21 protein-coding genes are annotated in these 22223 nt (G+C 72.5%); 15 read left to right on the plus strand and 6 right to left on the minus strand.

Annotated elements, in window-relative coordinates; all coding sequences use genetic code 11:
• Positions 1-11 precede the first annotated feature (11 nt).
• Genes JYA75_RS14495 through JYA75_RS14505 form a run of 3 tightly spaced genes read left to right on the plus strand, consistent with a single transcriptional unit; the run spans position 12 to position 3641 of the window.
• Positions 12-776 carry an ABC transporter ATP-binding protein gene (locus JYA75_RS14495; protein ID WP_203330128.1) on the plus strand — a complete coding sequence of 255 codons (765 nt, stop codon included), beginning with the start codon at positions 12-14 and terminating at the stop codon, positions 774-776.
• A complete protein-coding gene (locus JYA75_RS14500) occupies positions 776-3244 on the plus strand; it encodes an FtsX-like permease family protein (RefSeq protein ID WP_203330129.1) in 2469 nt (822 codons plus the stop codon). Before JYA75_RS14495 ends, JYA75_RS14500 begins: the two co-directional genes overlap by 1 nt.
• Before the next feature lie 37 nt (positions 3245-3281).
• The gene (locus JYA75_RS14505) at positions 3282-3641 is read left to right on the plus strand and encodes a hypothetical protein (protein ID WP_037201800.1); all 360 of its coding nucleotides are present in this window, start codon (positions 3282-3284) and stop codon (positions 3639-3641) included.
• 12 nt (positions 3642-3653) lie between these two features.
• On the opposite strand, the gene JYA75_RS14510 is transcribed toward JYA75_RS14505, so the two are convergent.
• Both JYA75_RS14510 and JYA75_RS14515 read right to left on the minus strand, forming a co-directional pair.
• Positions 3654-4361, minus strand: a complete 708-nt coding sequence (locus tag JYA75_RS14510; protein WP_043801451.1) for a TIGR03089 family protein — start codon at positions 4359-4361, stop codon at positions 3654-3656.
• A 14-nt stretch (positions 4362-4375) separates the two neighbouring features.
• Positions 4376-5911 (minus strand): LCP family protein, encoded by a 1536-nt coding sequence (locus JYA75_RS14515; RefSeq protein ID WP_081637050.1) that lies wholly within the window; start codon positions 5909-5911, stop codon positions 4376-4378.
• A 201-nt stretch (positions 5912-6112) separates the two neighbouring features.
• On the opposite strand from JYA75_RS14515, the gene rfbD reads away from it, so the two are divergent.
• The 4 genes from rfbD to JYA75_RS14535 are packed head-to-tail and all read left to right on the plus strand — an operon-like array spanning position 6113 to position 9770.
• Positions 6113-6973, plus strand: a complete 861-nt coding sequence (gene rfbD / locus JYA75_RS14520; protein WP_065923432.1) for a dTDP-4-dehydrorhamnose reductase — start codon at positions 6113-6115, stop codon at positions 6971-6973.
• Between the two features lie 36 nt (positions 6974-7009).
• Positions 7010-7915, plus strand: coding sequence for a glycosyltransferase family 2 protein (locus JYA75_RS14525; RefSeq protein WP_029544622.1), 906 nt, complete (start codon positions 7010-7012; stop codon positions 7913-7915).
• Positions 7912-8997, plus strand: a complete 1086-nt coding sequence (locus JYA75_RS14530) for an NDP-sugar synthase (RefSeq protein ID WP_006942634.1) — start codon at positions 7912-7914, stop codon at positions 8995-8997. The genes JYA75_RS14525 and JYA75_RS14530 overlap by 4 nt, the downstream gene beginning before the upstream one ends.
• Before the next feature lie 17 nt (positions 8998-9014).
• Positions 9015-9770 carry an SGNH/GDSL hydrolase family protein gene (locus tag JYA75_RS14535; protein ID WP_006942636.1) on the plus strand — a complete coding sequence of 252 codons (756 nt, stop codon included), beginning with the start codon at positions 9015-9017 and terminating at the stop codon, positions 9768-9770.
• Here JYA75_RS14535 and JYA75_RS14540 read toward each other — a convergent pair.
• Genes JYA75_RS14540 through cofD form a run of 3 tightly spaced genes read right to left on the minus strand, consistent with a single transcriptional unit; the run spans position 9767 to position 12724 of the window.
• Positions 9767-10354: an NUDIX domain-containing protein gene (locus JYA75_RS14540; protein ID WP_185712838.1), complete on the minus strand. Its 588-nt coding sequence runs from the start codon at positions 10352-10354 to the stop codon at positions 9767-9769. The two genes, JYA75_RS14535 and JYA75_RS14540, sit on opposite strands and share 4 nt — an antisense overlap.
• A gap of 1 nt (position 10355) precedes the next feature.
• The gene (locus JYA75_RS14545) at positions 10356-11732 is read right to left on the minus strand and encodes a coenzyme F420-0:L-glutamate ligase (RefSeq protein WP_072635634.1); all 1377 of its coding nucleotides are present in this window, start codon (positions 11730-11732) and stop codon (positions 10356-10358) included.
• Between the two features lie 2 nt (positions 11733-11734).
• Positions 11735-12724: a 2-phospho-L-lactate transferase gene (cofD, locus tag JYA75_RS14550; protein WP_029544620.1), complete on the minus strand. Its 990-nt coding sequence runs from the start codon at positions 12722-12724 to the stop codon at positions 11735-11737.
• 403 nt (positions 12725-13127) lie between these two features.
• Between cofD and JYA75_RS14555 the strand changes: the two genes are divergently transcribed.
• Positions 13128-13391 (plus strand): WhiB family transcriptional regulator, encoded by a 264-nt coding sequence (locus JYA75_RS14555; protein WP_170914112.1) that lies wholly within the window; start codon positions 13128-13130, stop codon positions 13389-13391.
• Between the two features lie 5 nt (positions 13392-13396).
• Here JYA75_RS14555 and JYA75_RS14560 read toward each other — a convergent pair whose 3' ends face one another.
• On the minus strand, positions 13397-13891 hold the full coding sequence (locus JYA75_RS14560; RefSeq protein ID WP_037201001.1) for a metallopeptidase family protein: 495 nt from the start codon (positions 13889-13891) through the stop codon (positions 13397-13399).
• Between the two features lie 88 nt (positions 13892-13979).
• Here JYA75_RS14560 and JYA75_RS14565 point away from each other — a divergent pair, with 88 nt between their 5' ends.
• The 7 genes from JYA75_RS14565 (at position 13980) to ahcY (ending at position 22203) form a co-directional block, all read left to right on the plus strand.
• Complete coding sequence (locus tag JYA75_RS14565; RefSeq protein ID WP_170914101.1) at positions 13980-14375, plus strand: DUF3499 domain-containing protein; 396 nt, start codon at positions 13980-13982, stop codon at positions 14373-14375.
• Positions 14376-14447: 72 nt separating this feature from the next.
• On the plus strand, positions 14448-15815 hold the full coding sequence (locus tag JYA75_RS14570) for a phosphomannomutase/phosphoglucomutase (RefSeq protein WP_065922401.1): 1368 nt from the start codon (positions 14448-14450) through the stop codon (positions 15813-15815).
• Positions 15816-15897: 82 nt separating this feature from the next.
• Positions 15898-16983 (plus strand): hypothetical protein, encoded by a 1086-nt coding sequence (locus JYA75_RS14575; RefSeq protein WP_043802402.1) that lies wholly within the window; start codon positions 15898-15900, stop codon positions 16981-16983.
• Positions 16983-18254 (plus strand): mannose-6-phosphate isomerase, class I, encoded by a 1272-nt coding sequence (gene manA, locus JYA75_RS14580; protein ID WP_006942657.1) that lies wholly within the window; start codon positions 16983-16985, stop codon positions 18252-18254. Before JYA75_RS14575 ends, manA begins: the two co-directional genes overlap by 1 nt.
• 209 nt (positions 18255-18463) lie before the next feature.
• Positions 18464-19948 carry an amino acid permease gene (locus tag JYA75_RS14585; RefSeq protein ID WP_161995515.1) on the plus strand — a complete coding sequence of 495 codons (1485 nt, stop codon included), beginning with the start codon at positions 18464-18466 and terminating at the stop codon, positions 19946-19948.
• Positions 19949-19994: 46 nt separating this feature from the next.
• Positions 19995-20657 (plus strand): TetR family transcriptional regulator, encoded by a 663-nt coding sequence (locus JYA75_RS14590; RefSeq protein WP_029544617.1) that lies wholly within the window; start codon positions 19995-19997, stop codon positions 20655-20657.
• 58 nt (positions 20658-20715) lie between these two features.
• Complete coding sequence (ahcY, locus tag JYA75_RS14595; protein ID WP_006942661.1) at positions 20716-22203, plus strand: adenosylhomocysteinase; 1488 nt, start codon at positions 20716-20718, stop codon at positions 22201-22203.
• Positions 22204-22223: the final 20 nt, after the last annotated feature.

A 22223-nucleotide genomic window follows, 5' to 3' on the forward strand; every position in this document is an offset into this window, starting at 1 on the left:
GCGTCGACGGCATGGACGACAACGATGTGGGAACCGCCGCCGTGCGTGCGGAAGAGCTGGTGAAGGTGTACGGCCGGGGCGACGCCGAGGTGCGTGCGCTCGACGGGGTGAGCGTGGCCTTCGAGAAGGAAGCCTTCACGGCGATCATGGGGCCGTCGGGATCCGGGAAGTCCACCCTCATGCACTGTCTCGCCGGGTTGGACACCGCGACCTCGGGGCGGATCTTCCTGGGGGACGACGAGATCAGCGGGGCAGGGGACCGGCGGCTGACCGAACTACGGCGCGACCGCATCGGATTCGTCTTCCAGGCGTTCAACCTGCTGCCCGTGCTCACGGCCGAGGAGAACATGCTGCTGCCGATGCGGCTGGCCGGGCGGCGACCGAGCGACGAATGGCGCGACCACGTCGTCACCCGCCTCGGCCTCGACGGGCGGCTGCGGCACCTGCCGCACGAACTGTCCGGCGGCCAGCAGCAGCGGGTCGCCGTCGCGCGGGCCCTGCTGCCCCAACCCGATGTGGTCTTCGCCGACGAACCGACCGGGAACCTCGACTCCCGCTCCGGGGCGGAGGTGCTCGGCCTGCTGCGGGCGAGCGTGCGCGAGACCGGTCAGACCGTCGTCATGGTCACCCACGACCCGGTGGCCGCGTCCTACGCCGACCGCGTCGTGCTGCTCGCGGACGGCCGGCCCGCCGGCGAGATCGCCGCGCCCACGCCCGACACCGTCCTCGACACGATGCGCCGCCTCGGCACCGCCGCGCTCCAGGAGGTGCGCTGATGCGACGGCTGGCGCTCGCCCAGGCCCGGGCACACGCCGGCCGGTACCTCTCCTCGGTCCTCGCCGTCCTCGTCGCGGTCGCCTACGTCGTGACGACTCTCGTCCTCGGAGACACGGTGCGCGCCGGGGTGACCGATTCGCTCGCGGCCCAGTACCGCGGCACCGACGCCGTCGTCACCGCGCCCGAGTCGCCGCCGGCGCCCGTCGAGCGGCCGCAGGAGCTCGCGGCCCGGGCGGCCGCGGTGCCCGGCGTGAGCGCCGTCGCGGTGGACCTGACCGCGCCGGTGCGCTACACCGGTCCCGAGGGTGTGCCCTCGTACGCCGACGTCACCTCCGCCGGGGGCGACGAGGCCCTGCGCTGGCAGCGGCTGGCCGACGGCCGATGGCCCGCCGCCGATTCCGAGATCGCGGTCGGTTCGACCACCGGTGTGCCGCTCGGCACGGTCCTGACCGTGACGGATGCCGAGGGCGGCGAGCCCGCGACCGTGACGGTGGTCGGGCAGGTCGATCTGGCCGGAACCCCGCAGGCCGCGGACGCGGCGGTGTTCGGGACCGGAGCGCAGGTCGACCGATGGGCCGGCGGCGCACCGGGGTGGGAACTGCGCCTGGCGGGGGACGGCACCGTCACCGCCGCCGACCTCGTCGACCGGGTGTCCGAGGCGCTGCCCGGATGGACCGTCCGGACCGGCGCCGAACGGTCCGCCGCAGTGGCCGCGCGCTACTTCGGCGACGCCGACCTGCTGCGCAACGTGCTGCTCGCGTTCGGTGCGATCGCCGTCGTGGTGTCCGCGCTCGTGATCGCCAACACCTTCGCGGTCGTGCTTGCCGCCCGCACCCGGGAACTGGCCCTCATGCGCTGCGTCGGGGTCACCGCCGCACAGGTACGGCGCAGTGTCCTGCTCGAGGCGCTGCTCGTCGGCGCCGTGGCCTCGGTTGCGGGCGTCCTCGCCGGAATCGGGCTCGCCGCGGCGGTGGTCGCGGCGGCCCGGGCGTGGGACGCACCGCTGCCCATCGGATCGCTCGCCGTCGGGCCCCTCACCGTCCTCGTCGGCCTGCTCGTCGGCATCCTCGTGACGGTCCTGGCCGCCACCGGCCCCGGACGGGCCGCCACCCGCGTCGCGCCGCTGGCCGCGCTCCATCCGATGGAGAGCACGCCGGAGCCGGCACGGTCGTCCTGGTTGCGTCGCATCGTCGCGACGGTCGGCCTCGTCGCCGGGGCCCTGCTGCTGACCGCGGGCGTCCTGGGAGTCAACGTCCTCGTCGCGTGTGCGGGCGGGCTGCTCGCATTCGTCGGATTCCTCGCCGCGACCCGGCGCATCGTCCCGGCGGTCGTGCAGGGTGCGGGGCGTGCCCTGGCGCGGATCGGCGGGCCCGTGGGCGAGCTCGCCGCCGGCAACGCGGGCCGCAATCCGCGCCGCACCGCCGCCACGGCAACCGCGCTGATCCTCGGCGTCACCCTCACCGCGACGATCGTCGTGGGCGTGGCCACGGTGAAGGCGAGCGCGCCCGCGGCCATCGACGGCCAGTTCCCCGTCGACGTGACCGTCACGGCCGCCGGCGACGAGGGCCTTCCGGCGGGCCTCGGCGAACGCCTGCACACGATCGACGGGGTCGCGGAGACCGCGGACCTGCAGGCGGTCACCCTCGCCGTCGGCGGAGTGGACCTGCGCGTGCTCGGCGTGGATCGGGTCGACGTCGGCCGCACCCTGCGCACCGACATCACGCTGCCGGGACCGGGGGAGATCGCCCTGTCGCCCGACGAGCGTGCCGGACGCGGCGTGTCCGCGGGTTCCCGGCTCGACGTCGCCGGAGAGCGGGGGCGTCGGACCCTCACCGTGGTCGACGGCACCGAGGGTGCCCCGGCCCTCGTCGATGACGCCGACCTGCCCGCGCTGACCGGGGCGACGCGCACCGAGGCGGTGTGGCTGCGGCTGGCCGACATCGACGACGACGCGGCGATCGCCGCCGCGCAGCGCGCCGTCACGAGCGCCGCGGCCGAGGCCGCCCCGGGCAGCGAGGTCGGCGGCGCCGTCGCGATGCGCCGCACCATCGAGCAGGTGCTCGACACGATGCTGCTCGTGGTGGGCGGCCTCCTGTCGGTCGCCGTGCTCATCGCCCTGATCGGCGTCGGCAACACCATGGCCCTGTCGGTGCTCGAGCGGCGCCGGGAAACGGGACTGCTGCGGGCCGTCGGGCTCGGCCGCGGCGGCATCCGGTCGCTGCTCGTGCAGGAGGCGCTGCTCGTGGCAGGGGTGGCCTCGGGCCTCGGCGTCGCGCTCGGACTGATCCTCGGTGTCGCCGGGACCGCGTCGGTGTTCGGCGTGGACAAGCTCGTCCTGCCGTCGGTGCCGTGGCTGCAGCTGCTGGGGATCGTCGTCGCCGGCGGCGTGGCCGGTGTGGTCGCGGCGCTGCTTCCGGCGCGGCGCGCGGCGGCGGTGTCGCCGGTGGAGGCACTGTCGGCCGGATAGGCTCGGGCCCGTGAGCCCCCGCGACGCGCGTGCCGACCTGCAACGGTCGCGCGCGTCGCGGGGCGACGCGCAGGCCCGGGCGGTGACGGCCCTGGCCCTGCTGTGGGCTCGGGGATGGGGCGGCCGCGTCGGCTTCGACGACGAGTTCGGACTCTACGTGTGCACCGGGATGCGCGGCGGCTACGCCCGCTCGGGCACGACGATCGGCGGGGTGTTCCTCACCGGCCGGCCACCGTCGCGCCGGATCCTGCGGCACGAGGCGGTCCACGCCGATCAGTGGGCGCGGTACGGGGCCGGATTCGCCGTCCGCTACGTGTGGGAGGAGCTACGCCACCCGGGTGCCCGCAACCGGTTCGAGATCGAGGCCGGCCTCGCCGACGGCGGCTACGTCGCCTGAGCCTGCCGCGCGTCAGCCGTTCAGCCGGGCGGTGACCTTCTCGCTCTCGACCCGTCGGTCGGTGGCGGCGGGATCCGGGTTGCTCACCTGCACCAGCGACGCGCCGACGGCGAGGACGGCGAGCAGGCCGTCGATCAGCGCCTGCGGGGTGCCCCAGTCGCGGCTCGACAGCACCCGGTCCGCGCCGGTGATGCCGGCGGCCGCGGCCGCGTCCCGGGCCGCCGCGATCACTTCGCCGGCCGTCCGTCCGTCGAGCACCGGTCCGCCGTCCCCGGCGGAGCGGAACTGGTCACCGTGCACCCGCACGTGCGTCGCGTAGTCGGTGACCCCCACCGGCAGGTCCGGCACGGGCCGGCCGAACGCGTCGAGCGAGAGGACGGCGACCTCGGCGACGTCCGCGACATCGTCGAGACGGTCCGCGCTGACCAGCGCGAGGTCCGCGTCGTCGGGTTCGAGCACCACCTCGGCGCCGGCCCACCATGCGCCGAGCAGGACCGCGGCACTCTGCCAGTGAGCCGGGAGCAGGACGGCCACCCGGCCGCCGGGCAGCAGACCGAACTCGTCGCGCACCATGTTCGCCGTCTTGGCGGCCCAGTTCGCCAGGGTGACCGCGGACAGCTCGATCCGGGCGCCGGACGCGTCGTCGTACCACGTGATGCGGGGGCCGGCCGGGTCGGCGGCCAGGATCGGATCGAGCAGGGTGTCGGTCAGGGTGGTCACAGCTTCCTCGTTCCTCAGTTCACGCAGCGGGGGCCGGCGGAGCCGGCGTCGATCGGCGGGGCGGCCGGGACGGACGTCGGGGTGGCCCCGGCGCTCACGAGATCCGATCCGGAGGCCACGGAGGTGACGTTCGCATCCGTGCCCGGCCCCGCGTAGTCCGCGGTGAGCACCACCCGCACCGTGTCGGCGTCGAGCGACGGGTCGGCGGCGGTAGCCAGGCCGCCGAGCGCCTCCGCGACGGCACGCGCCTGGTCGGACTCGGGGTCGGCGGCGAAGACCGTCGACTCGTCCACCGCGCGGCCGGTGTGGTTGCCGACGCCGCCCTCGACGAAGCCGTCGCCGACGAGCACGGCCGCGACGCGGGAGGCCAGGCCGCCGACACCACCGGCGTTGGCGACGTCCACCGTGATCGTGCCGGCATCGACCTCCGGTGCCGCGCTCGTCGTCGGCTGCGACCCGTCGTCGCCGGAGCCGGGATCGACGAGGTCGGCGACGAAGCGGCGCACCTCCTCCGGATCCACCTGCACCACCGATTCGCCGTAGTCGGTCATCGCGTTGAGGTCCTGGACGGGGATCGTGGAGAACTGCACGGCGCCGCCGGCGAGGTCCTGCATCCGGGTCGCCAGGTCGAGGATGTCCCAGTCGGAGTCCAGGACCACCGACCTCTGCACGGCCGCGCTGAGCTGGTTCAGCTTGGACGGGTTGCTCAGCGTCTTCGCGCTGAGCACCTTCTGTACGAGTGAGGCCATGAACACCTGCTGGCGCACGATTCGGTCCAGGTCGCCGCGCGGCAGGTCGTGGCGCTGCCGGACGAAGCTCAGGGCGTCCGCGCCGTCGAGGGTCTGCTCGCCGGCGGGGAAGTTCGCCCCGGACAGCGGCTCGTCGACGGGGTTGTTCAGGCACACGTCGACGCCGCCGACGGCATCGGTGAGCAGCACGAACCCGAGCAGGCCGACCTCGGCGTAGTGGTCGACGGTGACGCCGGTCAGGTCGGCGACCGACTCGACCAGTGCCTCCCGGCCCGCCTGCGTGGCCGCCTTCTCGGCGGCCGCATCGGACTCGCCGGCCTCGACGAGCCGCAGCCGCTCGGTCTCCTTGGTGGCGCCGAACGCGGCGTTGATCTTCGACATCCCGATGTCGGGCACCTCGACGTAGGTGTCGCGCGGGATGGAGATGGCGGTGGCCGAGGTGCCGTCGAGCGGCACCCGGACCAGGATGATCGTGTCGGTGTTGTTGGCCACTTCCTCGCCGGCCCGCAGCGCGTCGAGTTCGCGCTGGGACAGCGGATTGCCGTGCGCGTCGGTGCGGCTGTCGGTGCCCACCAGGAGGATGTCGAGGGCGCCGTCCCGGCCGTCGCCCAGGGTGAGCCCGCCCACCGTGGCGAGCGACGAGCGCAGCGAATCGATGCCGCGCCATGCGACGCCGGTGACGACCAGGGTGAGCGCCGCGGCGACGCTGACGGCGATCCGCAGCGGGCGGCCGCGGAAGACCCCCGATCCTCCCCCCGCGTCGCGCGCCGGCACTCGGCGTGTGGGCGGCTCTGGCGGCACCTGGCGGTCCTCTCGTCGGGCGTCGGCGGTCGCACCCAGGCTACTGCCGAGACCGCGGCCCTTGTGGCACCCGCCGCGGCGTGCCCGGCTCGTACCGGGTGACAGCCGCGCCGGCTACCGGGTGACAGCCGCGCCGGCTACCGGGTGACAGCCGTGCCGGCTACCGGGTGACAGCCGCCCCGGCGTGCCAGACTCGTGCCCGTGCAGACCGTTCTCGTCACCGGAGCCCGCGGACAGCTGGGCCGTCACCTGCTCACCCGCGGCGCCGCGGCAGGCCTCCCGATCCGGGGCGTCGGCGCGGAGGAGGCGGACATCACCGATCCGGATGCCGTCGCCGCGCTCGTCGAACCGGGCGCCGTCGTGCTCAACTGCGCCGCCTACACCGCCGTCGACGCGGCCGAGACCCATGTGGAGGACGCCACCGCGGTCAACGAGTGGGGACCGGCCCATCTGGCCGCCGCGTGCGCCGCCGCCGGAGCGCACCTGATCCACGTGTCCACCGACTACGTGTTCGCCGGCGACGGGGACCGTCCGTACCGGGTCGGCGATCCGACCGGGCCCCGCACCGTCTACGGCCGGACCAAGCTCGCGGGGGAGCGCGCGGTGCTCGACCGGTTGCCGACCGCCCACGTGGTGCGCACCGCGTGGCTCTACACCGGCGAGGGCAACGACTTCGTCGCGACGATGCTGCGGCTCGAACGCGAACGCGACACCGTGCGCGTCGTCGACGATCAGGTCGGCTGCCCCACCTACGCCGCCGATCTCGCCGACGGCCTCCTCGAACTCGCCACCCGCGCCGGTGCGGTGCCCGGCGGGGTCCTGCACGCGACGAACTCCGGGCAGGCCAGCTGGTTCGACCTCGCCCGTGCGGTGTTCGCCGAGGCGGGTGCCGACCCGGGCCGCGTGCAGCCCTGCGGCAGCGACGAGTTCGTGCGGCCCGCGCCCCGCCCGGCGTACTCCGTCCTCGACGGCAGCGCGTGGGCCGCGGCCGGGCTGACGCCGCTCCGGCCGTGGCGGCCTGCGCTGCACGCCGCGATCGGCGCCCTGCGGGCCAGGGCGTGATTCGGCGGGACCGCGCCCGGCGGCTAAGGTGACGGCGTGAGTTCGAAGCTGACCGTGGTGACGGTGACCTACTCGCCCGGTGAGCATCTGGAGCACTTCCTGACCTCGCTGACCGGCGCGACGAACCTGCCCACCCGTGTGATCCTGGCGGACAACGGGTCCACCGACGGCGCCCCCGAAGACGCCGCGGCCCGGCACCCGAACGTGCGGCTGCTGCACACCGGCGGCAACATCGGCTACGGCGGGGCCGTCAACCGGGCCGTCGCGGAGGTCGATCCGGCGGAGGAGTTCGTCGTCGTCGCCAATCCCGATGTGCGCTGGGGACCCGGGTCGCTGGACCGGCTGCTCGAGGCGGCGCGTCGCTGGCCGCGCGCGGCGTCCCTCGGCCCGCTGATCTACGAACCCGACGGCACCGTCTATCCGTCGGCGCGCTCGGTGCCCGGGCTGGTCTCCGGCGCCGGGCACGCGCTGCTCGGCACGGTGTGGCCGAAGAACCCGTGGACGCAGCGGTACCGGCAGGAGAACGAGACCGTGTCCGAACGCCCGGTGGGCTGGCTGTCCGGGTCGTGCCTGCTGGTGCGGCGGGCGGCGTTCGACGCGGTCGACGGCTTCGACTCGCGCTACTTCATGTACATGGAGGACGTCGATCTCGGCGACCGGTTCGGCCGGGCGGGCTGGCTCAACGTATACGTGCCCTCGGCAGAGGTCACCCACGCGAAGGGGCACGCCGCAGGACGGCATCCCGAACTCATGCTGCCGGCCCACCACGACAGCGCGTACCGGTTCCAGGCGGACCGGCACCCGCATCCGTGGCAGGCGCCGCTGCGGTGGGCGCTGCGGGCCGGGCTCGCCGCCCGGTCGAGGATGTCGGTGGCCGCGGCGGCACGCGAACGGGCGCGGGCGGCCGAGGCGGGCAACACCACGGAACAGGGGACACGATGACGAACGATGCTGCGCCGCACACCGATGCGGTGATCCTGGTGGGCGGGCAGGGGACCCGGCTGCGGCCGCTGACCCTGTCCGCGCCGAAGCCGATGCTGCCCACCGCCGGCGTGCCGTTCCTTACGCACCTGCTCACGCGTATCCGTGCGGCCGGCATCAAGCACGTGGTGCTCGGAACATCCTTCAAGGCGGAGGTGTTCGAGGACTACTTCGGTGACGGCTCGGAACTGGGTCTCGAGATCGAGTACGTCACCGAGGCGGAGCCGCTGGGCACCGGCGGCGGCATCCGCAACGTGCTGCCCAGGCTGCGCGCCGACAACGTCATGGTCTTCAACGGTGACGTCCTCGGCGGCACGGATCTCGGTGCGGTGCTCGACACGCACCTGCGCACCGACGCCGACGTGACGCTGCACCTGGTGCGCGTGGGCGACCCCCGCGCGTTCGGGTGCGTGCCCACCGACGAGGAGGGCCGGGTCACCGCGTTCCTGGAGAAGACGCAGGATCCGCCGACGGACCAGATCAACGCCGGCTGTTACGTCTTCAAGCGCGAGATCATCGAGTCGATCCCCGAGGGTCGTCCGGTCTCCGTGGAACGTGAGGTCTTTCCGTCCCTGCTGGCGGAGGGCAAGCGCGTGTACGGGCACGTCGACGCCGCCTACTGGCGGGACATGGGCACGCCGGAGGACTTCGTGCGCGGCTCGGCAGACCTGGTGCGCGGCATCGCACCGTCGCCCGCGCTCGGTGGGCAGCGCGGCGAATCCCTCGTCCATCCCGGTGCCTCCGTCGCGCCCGGTGCCCTGCTGATCGGCGGCACCGTCGTCGGCCGCGGCGCCGAGATCGGCGCCGGCGCACGCCTGGACGGCGCGGTGATCTTCGACGGCGCGAGGGTGGAGGCCGGTGCGGTGATCGAGCGGTCCATCATCGGATTCGGGGTCCGGGTCGGTCCCCGCGCCCTGATCCGCGACGGGGTGATCGGCGACGGCGCCGACATCGGGGCGCGCTGCGAGCTGCTGCGCGGCGCCCGGGTCTGGCCCGGTGTGCAGATCCCCGACGGGGGGATCCGTTTCAGCACCGACGTGTGAGCACGGGGGGTCCACGAATGAAGTTCGAACGGTATGTGGCGCTGGGTGATTCGTTCACCGAAGGCGTCGGGGACCCGGATCCGGCCCGGCCCAACGGGTTGCGTGGCTGGGCGGACCTCGTCGCCGAGGAGCTCGCCCGCGACAACCCCGGGTTCGGGTATGCGAACCTCGCCGTGCGCGGACGGCTGCTGCGCCCGATCCTCGACGAGCAGCTCGACGCGGCGATCGCGATGCGACCCGACCTGGTGACGATCTACGCCGGTGGCAACAACCTCATGCGCCCGAAGCTTGACCTCGACGCGTTGGCGGCCGAGTACGACGACGCGATCGGCAAGCTTGCCGCCACGGGTGCGCGAGTGCTCGTGTGGACGGCCTACGACGGCAGCTGGGCGCCGGTGTTCGGGGTGCTGCGCGGCCGCTGGGCCGTCTACAACGAGCTGGTCCGGGCGATCGCCGACCGCCACGGTGCGGCGATCGTCGACTTCTGGCGGTTCGACGAGTACCGCGACCTGCGGATGTGGGATTTCGACCGGCTCCACATGTCGCCGGCCGGGCACCGGAACATGGCGATCCGCGTGCTCGATCTCCTCGGTGTGTCGCACACGCTCACCCCGGCCGAATTCGATGCCGCGCCGGTGGTCTCGGCGGCGAAGCGGGCCGAGGACCGCCGGTGGGCACGCGAATTCCTGATTCCCTGGGTCGGGCGGCGCCTGCGCGGCACCTCCTCGGGCGACGGCATCGAACCGAAACGCCCCACGCTGCAGCCGGTCTAACGGCCCGCCCCGGTGCGTACGGCGGGGCCCGCCCCGGTGCGTACGGCGGCGAGGCCGAGCAGGTGCCCGAGGGTGTCGTGCTCGGCCTCCGGCGGCAGCGCGTCGACCGGCCACCAGCGCAGGTCGGTCGATTCCGCGCTGCGGACGGGCACGGCCCCGGGCGGCGCGACGACGAGGAACCGCAGGTCCAGGTGCCGGGTCGGGCGGCCCAGCGAGCAGGTGATCGGATGGGTGTGCGCCGAGAGCAGTTCCGGATCGATGACCAGGTTCTCGATGCCGGACTCCTCGGTCGCCTCCCGCAGCGCCGCCCCGACGACCGTCTCGTCGGATTCCTCGCAGTGCCCGCCGAGCTGGATCCACCGCCCCACCCGGGGATGCAGGGTGAGCAGCACGTGCCGGCGGTCGGCGTCGAGCACGAGCGACGACGCCGTGACGTGCCCGGGCACGTGCCTGCGGAGGCACCCCTCGGGCGCGGCGTCGAGGAACGCGAGCATGGTGTGCCGCAGCGACTCCGCATCCACCGAGTCGGTCCGCCAGGTCTGCAGCCGGTCGACGGCCGAGGCGTGCAGCGTGGACGCGGTCACCTCAAAGCTCCAGCAGCAGGTCGCCGGCCGCGGGGGCGACGCGCGGCGTCGCCGGCTCGAGGGGGTGCCCGACCGCGATCGCGCCGAGCGGCGACCAGTCCCCGGGCAGGCCGAGTTCACGCCGCACGACGTCCGGGGCGAAGATCGTCGACCCGATCCAGCAGCTGCCGAGCCCGCGCACGGCGAGCGAGACCAGCAACCCCTGCACGGCAGCGCCGGCGGCGACGGTGAACATCGTGGCCTCGGCAGCGGTGCGGCGGGCGTCGGGGTAGCTGTGTGCGCCGTCGGGAACCCAGAACGGGATCACCATTTCGGGGGCGCCGTAGAGGAGGGCGCCGCGGCCGACCCGGCGGTCGATCGCCGCCGGGTCGAGCCCGTCGCCGGCGAGGTCGGCGGCCCAGCGTTCGCGCATGCGGTCGAGCAGCCGCCGGCGGACCTGCTCGGTGCGGACCCAGACGAACCGCACCGGGTGGGTGTGGTGCGGCGCCGGAGCGGTGAGCGCCTCGGCGACCGCGTCCCGCAGATCCTCGGGATCGACCGGTTCCGAGGAGAATTCGCGCACCGACCGGCGCAACAGCAGCGCCTCACGGCGGCCCTGCTCGAGTGCCTCGGCGGTGCCGAGCCAGAACAGGTCGTCCTCCCCGCCGCGGATCAGTTCCTGTGCGGTGGAACCGTTGTCGGGCAGGTCGAGACCGCGGACCACCGCGACCGGTACCCCGCCCAGCTTGCCCTTGACGAGGTCGCCCGCGGCGGCGATCTCGTCGGCGACGGCGACGGAGGTGACGAACAGCTCGTTGCCCTGCGCGTCCCGGGATCCGGCATATTCGTGCAGGACCGGGATCCCGGCCGCACCGATCGCGGCGTCGGTCTGGCCGACGCGCCAGGCCCGGCCCATCGTGTCGGTGACGACCACCGCGACCGTCACGCCGAGCAGGGTCCCCAGGCGCTCCCGCAGCGCCGCGGCGCTCGCGTCCGGGTCCTCGGGCAGCAGGGCGAGCTCGGACGCGGCGACGTTGGAGCCGTCGATCCCGGAGGCTGCCTGCACGATCCCGAGCCGGTTCTCGGTGATGAGGGTGCGGCCCTTGCGGGCGAGCACGCGTACGGCCTCCTGGTCGACGAGGCGGCGCCGGAGCGTGTCGCGGGCCTCGGGATCGGTGGGGGCGTCGACGATGCGGCCCTCGACCTTGGAGAAGACCTTGCTGGTGACGACGAGGACGTCCCCGTCGGCGAGCCAGGGTGCGGCGGTGGCCACTGCGGCGGCGAGGTCGTCGCCGGGCCGGAACTCGGGCAGGCCCGGCACCGGGAGGATCTCGATCGGCCGTCCGGGGGAGTGGTCGCGCACTCCGGCGGCGGTCCCGGTGGCCGTGTCGGTGGGCATGGTCACGGGGTCACTCCTGCCAGTTCTAATGCGGCGCGAGCCATCTCGGCTGTCGCGTCCGGATCGGTCATGAGCAGCGGCACGCTGCGCACCTCGACGCCGGGCACATCGGCGGTGTCGGTGGAGTGGATCAGCCACCCGTCGAGCAGGCCCGCGCCGCTGCGGGCGCCGTAGTGCCGCCCGACGCCCTGGGCGGTCGACTCGACGCCGATCACGTCGAGGCAGGCATCGGCCATGCCGCGCAACGGCTTTCCGTCGATCACCGGCGAGAGGCCGACGATCTTCGCGGACGTGGTGCGCAGCGCGCCGCGCAGGCCGGGGATCGCGAGGAGCGCGCCGATGCTCACCACCGGGTTCGACGGGGCGAGGATCACCACGTCCGCCGATTCGATCGCCGCGAGCACTCCGGGAGCGGGGGCGGCCTTCTCGGCGCCGATGTGCGCGAAGCTGTGCGTGGGGACCTGCGCGCGGTGCCGGACCCACCATTCCTCGAAGTGCACGGCGCGCTGCTCGCCGTCGGCCGGATCGGTGATGACCACGTGGGTCTCGCTGCGGTCGTCGGAGACCGGGAGCAGGGTGACGCCGGGCTTCCACCGGTCGCACAGGGCCTCGGTCACGGCCGAGAGCGGGTATCCGGCGCTCAGCAACTGGGTGCGCAGCAGGTGGGTCGCGATGTCGCGGTCGCCGAGACCGAACCAGTCGGGTGTGGCGCCGTAGGCCGCCAGCTCCTCCTTCGCGTGCCAGGTCTCGTCGGCCCGGCCCCATCCGCGTTCGGTGTCGATCCCGCCGCCGAGGGTGTACATGCACGTGTCCAGGTCGGGGCAGATCCGCAGCCCGTGCATCCAGACGTCGTCGCCGATGTTGACGATCGCGGTGACCCGGTGTGCGGCGTCGGGGTCGAGGTCGCGGCCGGGTTCGATGCCGAGGAGCCGGCGCACGCCGGTGAGAAAACGCGCACCTCCGACGCCGCCGACCAATACAGTCACGTTCACAGGGCAAGCCTAGGCGGTGCGCCGGGTGGGCTGCCGGGGTGCCTGCGCGCCCGGGCGGCGGGTGCGCACCGGCACGGTGGAGAACCCCGGATGGTAAGGCAGCGGCGCCGCTCGGCTTGACCGCGACACGCCCCACGTGTCTAATCACATAAGTGTCATTTCCAGTGAACCGGGGCCGAGATCGGTTGTGGTGAACTGCATTCGAACGCATGTTCGACCGGGGATGGCGCGGAGTGGGCCGGTTTCGACGAGAGTTGCAGCGCTGCAGGTGAGGAGGCGAACGATGGCCGACGAGCGCGAATGGTTCGAGAGCTCTCGGATCGACACTGCAGGCATCGACACTGCAGGCGAGGACGTTCGGGACGACATCGACGGCATCGGGGGGGACGCGCCCGCGCGACCCGTGCTCAGCCTGATCGATGGTTTCGGCGACCCGTCCGACGGTGGCGACGAACAGTGGCAGGAACGCGCGCTGTGCGCGCAGACGGATCCCGAGGCGTTCTTCCCCGAGAAGGGCGGATCGACCCGGGAGGCGAAGCGGATCTGCTTGGGCTGCGAGGTCCGGGACGAGTGTCTCGAATACGCGCTGGCCAACGACGAGCGCTTCGGCATCTGGGGCGGTCTGTCGGAGCGGGAGCGCCGGCGCCTCAAGCGCGGCATCGTCTGAGGACGTCAGTCCTCGTCGAAGCCGCCGAGCTCGGGGTCGATGACCTCGGGTTCCACGCCGAGGTAGGTGGCGACCTGGTGCACGAGCACGTCGTGGACCAGATCGGTGAGATCCTCGGGATCCTTCGCCCGCAGTTCGAGCGGGCGGCGGAAGAGCACGATCCGGGCCCGCGTCGCGGCGCCGCGGCGGTCGATCCCCGCGGGCACGAGTCGCGACAGCGGCACCGGACCGTCCGCGACCACCTCCGACGGCCAGTTCACCGAGTCGGGGTCGAGGGCGCGGATCTTGGGCACCTCGTCGACGGCGATATCGAGCTTGGTCAGCCGGTCGTGCCACTGCGCGTCGATCGGGGCGAACGCCCCCAGCACGAGCAGGTCGAACTTCTCCGCCCGTGAGCGCCACGCCGGCAACTCGTGCGGGAACAACGGCCCGCGCACGCCGCGGCCGCGTCGCGCGACCGAGCGGGACGTCACGGGGCGGGAACGGCGCGATCGGTGCATGCTCTGGACAGTACGACACGAAAATCCGTACCGGGTTCTCCGGTGTGTCCGGATAGTCCCCGGGCGGACGGCGCGCTACTCTCCGACTGTGAGATCACTGCGTCGATGCTGCCGGCCTGGGTGCAAGAACCCTGCTGTTGCGACGCTGACCTACGTGTACTCGGACTCCACCGCGGTCGTCGGTCCGCTGGCGACGGTCGCCGAGCCGCACTCGTGGGATCTGTGCGAATCGCACGGCTCGCGGATCACCGCGCCGAAGGGGTGGGAGCTGGTCCGGTACGAGGGTGCCTTCACCACCGGCACTCCGGACGAGGACGACCTGACCGCCCTGGCCGAAGCGGTGCGTGAGGCCGGTCTCGGCGAGCGTGCCCGAACCGACTCCGACGACACCGATTCCGGTGTCCCCACGGCGCTGGCCGCGCCGCCCACGGCCCGCACCGGCCGCCGTGGCCACCTGCGCGTGTTGCCCGATCCCACGTCCTGATCGTCGCCCACTAGGCTGACCGTGCCCCGCCGCGGAGGCGGCGGTGCCAGTCGACGATCAGGAGCAGCAACAGTGGCGAGATCTGCCGAGTCCGTGTCCGCCGTGGTCAAGGCATACGACGTGCGTGGCGTGGTGGGAGAACAGCTCGATGCGGGGTTCGTCCGTGATGTCGGAGCCTCCTTCGCTCGCCTGATGCGCGACGGCGGCGCCACCCGCATCGTGATCGGCCACGACATGCGCGAATCGTCCCCGCAGCTGTCGCAGGCCTTCGCCGCCGGCGTCACCGCCCAGGGACTCGACGTCGTGCACATCGGACTCGCCTCCACCGACCAGCTGTACTTCGCCTCCGGCATCCTCGAGGCCCCCGGCGCCATGTTCACCGCGAGCCACAACCCGGCGCGCTACAACGGCATCAAGCTGTGCCGGGCCGGGGCGAAGCCGGTCGGGCAGGAGACCGGCCTCGCCACCATCGCCGCCGAACTCGTCGCCGGCGTCCCGGACTTCGACGGCGCCCCCGGCACCGTCTCCGAACGGGACGTGCTCGCCGACTACGCCGCGTTCGTCCGCTCGCGGGTGGAACTGTCGGCGATGCGTCCGCTGAAGGTCGCCGTCGACGCCGGCAACGGCATGGGCGGGCACACGGTGCCGGCGGTGTTCGGCGCGCTCCCGATCGACCTCGTGCCGCTGTACTTCGAACTCGACGGCACCTTCCCCAACCACGAGGCCAACCCGCTCGATCCCGCCAACCTGGTGGACCTGCAGAAGCTCGTGCGCGAATCCGGTGCCGACCTCGGACTCGCCTTCGACGGCGACGCCGACCGCTGCTTCGTCGTCGACGAGCGCGGCGAGCCGGTCACTCCGTCGGCGGTCACCGCGCTGGTGGCCGCGCGGGAACTCGCCAAGGAACCCGGGTCGACGATCATCCACAACCTCATCACCTCGCGCGCCGTGCCGGAACTGGTCGCCGAACTCGGCGGCAAGCCCGTCCGCACCCGCGTCGGGCACTCGTTCATCAAGCAGCAGATGGCCGAGACCGGGGCCGTGTTCGGGGGGGAGCACTCCGCGCACTACTACTTCCGCGACTTCTGGGGCGCGGACTCGGGCATGCTCGCCGCGCTGCACGTGCTCGCCGCGCTCGCCGGGCAGGACCGGCCGCTGTCCGAGCTGATGGCCGGCTACGACCGGTACGCGGCGTCCGGGGAGATCAACTCCACCGTCGCCGACGCCGCGGAGCGCACCGCCGCCGTGCTCGAGGCATTCGGCGATCGTGCCGAATCGGTCGACCGGCTCGACGGCGTCACCGTCGACCTCGCCGACGGCGCCTGGTTCAACCTGCGCGCCTCCAACACCGAGCCGCTGCTGCGGCTCAACGTCGAGGCCCGCACCGCCGAACAGGTCGACGCGCTGGTGAGGGAAATCCTGGCAATCGTGCGCGCGTGACGGAAGTATCCGTGGCGGGGATAATCGAGTTCCCGGGGCCCGGCGCCGGGACGGTTCGAGTCGGAAGGATGGTGGCGCAGCCATGACGGCTCCCTCTTCGTTCCTCGACTTGGACGACACGGACGCCCTGATCGACGCGGACGTCGACGGGATCCTGCGGTTCGCCGCGCTCGGTGGGGCCCAGATCCGGGCCACCGCCGCGGCCGTCGACGAGCAGATCCTCGACCGCCTGCACGGCCTGCACCCCCGCAGCGTGGTGCTCGTGTGCGGCGACGCGCGCGCCGCGCGCGCGGGCGAGCTGGTCGTCGCGATGCTTGCGGCCCGCTCGGCTGTGCCGCTGGTCACGGCCCCCGTCACGCCGCCGTGGGTCGGCCCGCTCGACGTCGTCGTCGTCGCGGGCGACGACGCGGGCGACCCGCAGCTCGCCGAGTCGGTCGCCGCGGCCCTGCGGCGCGGGGCCGAGGTGGTCGTCGACGCCCCGGACGAGGGGCCGATCCGGGCGGCGACCGCCGGCCGTGCGACGCTGCTGCCCCCGCGGATCCGGGTGCCGGTGGCGTACTCACTCCTGCGGCACCTCGCCGTGTTCCTCGCGGTGGTGGTCGCGATGGAGGCCACCCGCACGGCGGGCGCGGTTCCCCCGCTGGCCGACCTCGCCGATTCGGCGGACGCGGAGGCCGGTCGCGACCAGCCGGGCAGCGAGGTGTTCCACAACCCGGCGAAGGCGCTCGCGGCCCGCATCCAGTCGCGTCGGGTGGCGCTGGCCGGCGACTCCGCGGTGACGGCCGCGCTGGCCCGGCACGCCGGGGAGTCCCTGTTGCAGGTGGCCGGGGTGATCGCGTCGGCGTCGGCGTTGTCGGACGTCCTCGCGGCCCGGGACCGGCTCATCGCGAGGCCGTCGGCGAGCGGGGAACCCTACGATCCGTTCTTCCACGACGAACAGCTCGACGGGCCGGTGCCCGCACCCCCGGCGCGGGTGTTCGTGCTGAGCGTGGAGGAGGATCGGCGGCAGGCGGAGCGGCGCGCGGCAGCGCTGCCGGACATGGAGTTGGTATCGGTGGTGGGGGAGTTCGAGGCGAAGGCGGTGCCGCCGGTGCCGGAGCAGGTGGCGGTGCTGGCCGTGCGATTCGAGATGGCCGCGGCCTATCTGCGGTTGGTCGGTGGTTGCTAGTGCTCCGACTCGAAGGTGCGCTGCGTTCGTATGCCTGGGGTTCGCGCACCGCGATCGCGGCGCTGTGCGGCCGTACCGTGCCGTCCGCACATCCGGAGGCGGAACTGTGGCTCGGTGCGCATCCCGCGGACCCGGCGCGCGTGGTGAGCGCCAACGGCGACAGCCCGGGCGGGAGCGCATCGCTGCTCGACGTGCTCGAGGCCGATCCGGGCGGGCATCTGGGGCCGGCGACACTGAGCCGGTTCGGACCCCGGCTGCCGTTCCTGCTCAAGTTGCTCGCCGCCGAGGAGCCACTGTCGTTGCAGGCCCATCCGAGCGCCGAACAGGCCGCCGAGGGCTTCGCCCGGGAGGAGGCCGCGGGCCTGCCCCTCGAGTCGCCGGTGCGGAACTACCGCGATGCGAGCCACAAGCCCGAACTCGTCGTCGCGCTCACCCGCTTCGAGGCGCTCGCCGGTTTCCGGGATCCGCACCGCACCGTCGAGCTGCTCGGCGCCCTCGAGGTTCCCGAGCTCGACCCGTACATCGGGTTGCTCGCCGGGCAGCCCGACTCGGACGGCCTGCGGGCGCTGTTCACCATCTGGATCACCCTGCCGCAGTCGGTGCTGTCGGCGTTGCTGCCGCGGGTGCTCGACGGCTGCGTGACGTACCTGGCGACGCACAACGGCAACGGCACGGCCTCGTTCGCCGAGGAGGTGCGGACCGTGCTGCAGCTGGCCGAGTTCTACCCGGGCGACGCGGGGGTGCTCGCTGCGGTACTGCTCAACCGGATCACGCTCGAGCCGGGACAGGGCCTGTTCCTCGCCGCCGGGAACCTGCACGCGTACCTGCACGGCATGGCCGTGGAGATCATGGCCAACTCGGACAACGTGCTGCGCGGCGGCCTCACGCCGAAACACGTCGACGTGCCGGAGTTGCTGCGGGTGCTCGATTTCCGTCCCGTGGACGTGCCGATCCTCGAACCGGAGCCGTCCGGGCCGGGCGAGGTGCGCTACCGGACTCCGGCCCCGGAGTTCGCGCTGTCACGCGTCGATGTCGCCGCCGGCTCCGGTGCCGCACCGGACGCCGTCACCCTGCCGCCGTGCGGCCCGCAGATCCTGTTGTGCACCGCCGGGGTGGCCGGGGTGGAATGCGGTGGGCGGAGCCTGCAGCTGTCGGCCGGCCAGGCGGTGTGGCTGTCGGCCTCCGACCCGGCCGTCACGGTGCGGGCGGCCGGCGAGCCGGCGCAACTGTTCCGCGCGCGGTTGGCGGACACCGGCGCTCCCGTCGACTAGCAGAAACACGCTCGTTTCCGATCGATGAGGGGGTGCTGTTCTCCCTCGGCTCGTTGTCCGCGATCGACGACCCGATGCCCGGGTCGGGGCCGCCGTCCCCGCCGTTCGGCTGATCCACCTCGAGCCCGACCTGTTCCGTACCCCCCGTGGCTTAGGCGTGGGAGGGCGCCACTCCGGGTACTTCCGCTCCGGAGAAAGGGGAGTGCCCGATGACCGAGACCGGCGGCGTATCCCGCAGCGGACTGTTCCGGACCAAGTCGGTGGAGCGATCCATCCTCGACACCGACGAACCGGATTCCCGTCTGCGCAAGGACCTCACAGCGTGGGACCTGATCGTGTTCGGCGTGGCCGTCGTCATCGGCGCCGGCATCTTCACCCTCACGGCCCGGACGGCCGGGAACGTCGCCGGCCCGTCCGTGTCCCTCGCGTTCGTGCTCGCGGCTGTGGCCTGCGCGCTCGCGGCGCTGTGCTACGCCGAGTTCGCGTCGACCGTGCCCGTCGCCGGGAGCGCCTACACCTTCTCCTTCGCGACGTTCGGCGAGTTCGTCGCATGGATCATCGGCTGGGACCTCATCCTCGAGTTCGCTCTCGCCGCCGCCGTGGTCGGCAAGGGCTGGTCGCTGTATCTCGGCGAGGTGCTCGGCGGCCTGTCGCCGGTGGCTTCTCTCGGGCCCGTGAAGGTGGACTGGGGTGCGATCCTGATCGTCGTGGTGATCGGCGTCCTCATAGCCACGGGCACGAAGCTCTCCTCGCGCGTGTCGCTGGTGATCACCTCGATCAAGATCGCCGTCGTCCTGTTCGTTGTCGCGCTCGGCGTCTTCTACATCGACACCGACAACTACACCCCGTACGTCCCGCCGTCGGAATCTGCCTCGACCGGTGAGGGCCTGCGGCAGTCGCTGTTCTCGTTCCTCACCGGGGCCGGGGGCAGCACGTTCGGGTGGTACGGCCTGCTCGCCGCGGCGAGCCTGGTGTTCTTCGCATTCATCGGGTTCGACGTGGTCGCCACCACCGCGGAGGAGACGCGGCATCCCCAGCGGGCCGTGCCCATCGGGATCCTGGGCTCCCTCGCGATCGTCACCGTGCTGTATGTGGCGGTGAGCCTCGTCCTCACCGGGATGGTGAACTACAAGGAACTGGCCGGAGACGAGTCGACGCTCGCGACGGCGTTCGCGCTGAACGGGATGGACTGGGCCAAGAACCTCATCTCGGTCGGTGCCCTCGCCGGCCTGACCACCGTCGTGATGGTCCTGATGCTGGGTCAGACCCGGGTGCTGTTCGCGATGGCACGCGACGGCCTCGTCCCGCGACGGTTGTCGCACACCGGCCGGCACGGTACCCCGGTGCGGACGACCGTGCTGGTGACGGTCGTGGTTGCCGTCCTCGCCGGCCTCATTCCGCTCGGCACCCTCGAGGAGATGGTCAACATCGGGACGCTCTTCGCGTTCGTCCTGGTCTCGATCGGGGTGATCGTGCTGCGCCGGACCCGTCCGGATCTCGAGCGCGGATTCCGGGTGCCCGCGGTGCCGCTCGTGCCGATTCTCGCGGTACTCGCGTGCGTGTGGCTGATGGCCAACCTGTCGGTGGAGACGTGGTTGCGGTTCGTGGTGTGGATGGTGATCGGCGTGGTCGTCTACTTCACCTACAGTCGCCGGCACTCGGTACTGGCGGAAACGGCGGCGCCGCGCCGCTAGCTCCCTTCGTGTTGACGGGACCCGCCCCGCGTGAAAACGTCGCGGCATGTCGATCGTGCACGAATCGTCCCCCGCCGGGGAGCCCCCGCGAGCCGGGGAACCCGAGGACCGGCAACGCGTACCGTTCCACGAGGCCAGCCGGATGCTGCTGCGCAACTCGGTGCTCGATGCCATGCGGGACCTGCTCACCGCCCGCGACTGGTCCGCCGTCACCATGACGGACGTCGCCCGGGGCGCCGGTGTGAGCCGGCAGACGCTCTACAACGAGTTCGCCTCGCGGCAGGGCCTGGCCCAGGCGTATGCCCTGCGCCTGGTCGATCAGTTCGTCGACGCCGTCGACGACGCGATCTACAGCCATGTGGGTCAGGCGCGCGACGCCCTCGTCGAGGGATTCACGTCGTTCTTCGTCGAGAGCAGCGCCGACCCGCTGATCCAGTCGCTGCTGCGCGGCGAGGCCAAGCCCGACCTGTTGCGGTTGATCACCACCGATTCGGCGCCGCTCATCGAGCGGGCCTCCGCCCGGCTGTCGGAAACCTTCCAGCGCAGCTGGGTCCAGGCGTCCGCGTCGGATGCGGGCATCCTCGGCCGCGCGATCGTGCGCATCGCGATGAGCTACATCTCCATGCCGCCCGAGTCCGACCGGGACGTCGCCGCGGACCTGGCGGAGCTGCTCGGGCCGTTCATCGATCGCTCCGCCCGGCACGACTGAGCAGCGAGTTGTATAGCCTGTTGGCAGAACCGACTGACAACAGGAGAGGCATTCTCACGTGTCCGACACCAAGCTCGTGGCCGACCAGCTGAATGGGATCGACTTCAAGGTCGCCGATCTGTCCCTCGCCGAATTCGGCCGCAAGGAGATCCGGCTGGCCGAGCACGAGATGCCCGGCCTGATGGCGCTGCGCCGCGAGTACGCGGAGGTGCTGCCGCTGAAGGGCGCGCGGATCTCCGGCTCGCTGCACATGACCGTCCAGACGGCCGTGCTGATCGAGACGCTCGTCGCGCTCGGCGCCGAGGTGCGCTGGGCCTCGTGCAACATCTTCTCGACCCAGGACCATGCCGCCGCTGCGGTCGTCGTCGGCCCGCACGGCACCGTGGAGGCCCCGCGCGGTGTGCCGGTGTTCGCGTGGAAGGGCGAGACCCTCGAGGAGTACTGGTGGGCTGCCGAGCAGATGCTCACCTGGCCCGCCGCCGCCGACGGGACACCGCGGCCGGCCAACATGATCCTCGACGACGGCGGTGACGCCACCATGCTGGTGCTCAAGGGCGCGCAGTTCGAGAAGGCGGGTGTGGTGCCGCCGGTGGACGAGGAGCACGACTCCGCCGAGTACCGGGTGTTCCTGGCGCTGCTGCGCGAGTCCCTCGCGCAGGACGCGAAGAAGTGGACGGCGATCGCCGAGTCGGTGCGCGGCGTCACCGAGGAGACCACCACCGGTGTGCTGCGGCTGTACCAGCTCTCGGCCGGCGGCGACCTGGCGTTCCCCGCGATCAACGTCAACGACTCGGTCACCAAGAGCAAGTTCGACAACAAGTACGGCACCCGGCACTCGCTGCTCGACGGCATCAACCGCGGTACCGACGTGCTCATCGGCGGCAAGGCCGCCCTGGTGTGCGGCTACGGGGACGTCGGCAAGGGCTGCGCGGAGGCGCTGCGCGGGCAGGGTGCGCGCGTGTCCGTCACCGAGATCGACCCGATCAACGCGCTGCAGGCGCTGATGGACGGCTTCGATGTCGTCACGGTCGAGGGCTTCATCGAGCAGGCCGACATCGTGATCACCGCGACCGGCAACAAGGACATCATCACCTTCGACCACATGCGCCGCATGAAGCACCAGGCGATCCTGGGCAACATCGGCCACTTCGACAACGAGATCGACATGGCCGGCCTCGAGCGGGCGGCGGACGTCACCCGCATCAACATCAAGCCGCAGGTCGACGAGTTCCGTTTCGCCGACGGGCATTCCATCCTCGTGCTGTCCGAGGGCCGGCTGCTCAACCTCGGCAACGCCACGGGCCATCCGTCGTTCGTGATGAGCAACTCGTTCGCCAACCAGGTGATCGCCCAGATCGAGCTGTGGACCAAGCCGGACGAGTACGACAACGAGGTCTACCGCCTGCCCAAGCACCTGGACGAGAAGGTCGCCCGCATCCACGTCGAGGCCCTCGGCGGCGAGCTCACCAAGCTGTCCAAGGACCAGGCCGAGTACATCGGGGTCGACGTGGAGGGCCCGTACAAGCCCGAGCACTACCGGTACTGAGCACGGTAGCGAGGATCGCA

This window comes from Rhodococcus sp. PSBB066, from assembly GCF_017068255.1.
Classification (GTDB): domain Bacteria; phylum Actinomycetota; class Actinomycetes; order Mycobacteriales; family Mycobacteriaceae; genus Rhodococcus; species Rhodococcus aetherivorans.

What these genes read in the sequence shown, in the direction of transcription:
- JYA75_RS14495 (WP_203330128.1), top strand. Translation starts at nt 12, where the DNA reads ATGGACGACAACGATGTGGGAACCGCCGCCGTGCGTGCGGAAGAGCTG.
- JYA75_RS14500 (WP_203330129.1), top strand. Translation starts at nt 776, where the DNA reads ATGCGACGGCTGGCGCTCGCCCAGGCCCGGGCACACGCCGGCCGGTAC.
- JYA75_RS14530 (WP_006942634.1), top strand. Translation starts at nt 7,912, where the DNA reads ATGACGAACGATGCTGCGCCGCACACCGATGCGGTGATCCTGGTGGGC.
- JYA75_RS14535 (WP_006942636.1), top strand. Translation starts at nt 9,015, where the DNA reads ATGAAGTTCGAACGGTATGTGGCGCTGGGTGATTCGTTCACCGAAGGC.
- JYA75_RS14545 (WP_072635634.1), bottom strand. Translation starts at nt 11,732, where the DNA reads ATGCCCACCGACACGGCCACCGGGACCGCCGCCGGAGTGCGCGACCAC.
- JYA75_RS14560 (WP_037201001.1), bottom strand. Translation starts at nt 13,891, where the DNA reads ATGCACCGATCGCGCCGTTCCCGCCCCGTGACGTCCCGCTCGGTCGCG.
- JYA75_RS14575 (WP_043802402.1), top strand. Translation starts at nt 15,898, where the DNA reads ATGACGGCTCCCTCTTCGTTCCTCGACTTGGACGACACGGACGCCCTG.
- JYA75_RS14585 (WP_161995515.1), top strand. Translation starts at nt 18,464, where the DNA reads ATGACCGAGACCGGCGGCGTATCCCGCAGCGGACTGTTCCGGACCAAG.
- JYA75_RS14590 (WP_029544617.1), top strand. Translation starts at nt 19,995, where the DNA reads ATGTCGATCGTGCACGAATCGTCCCCCGCCGGGGAGCCCCCGCGAGCC.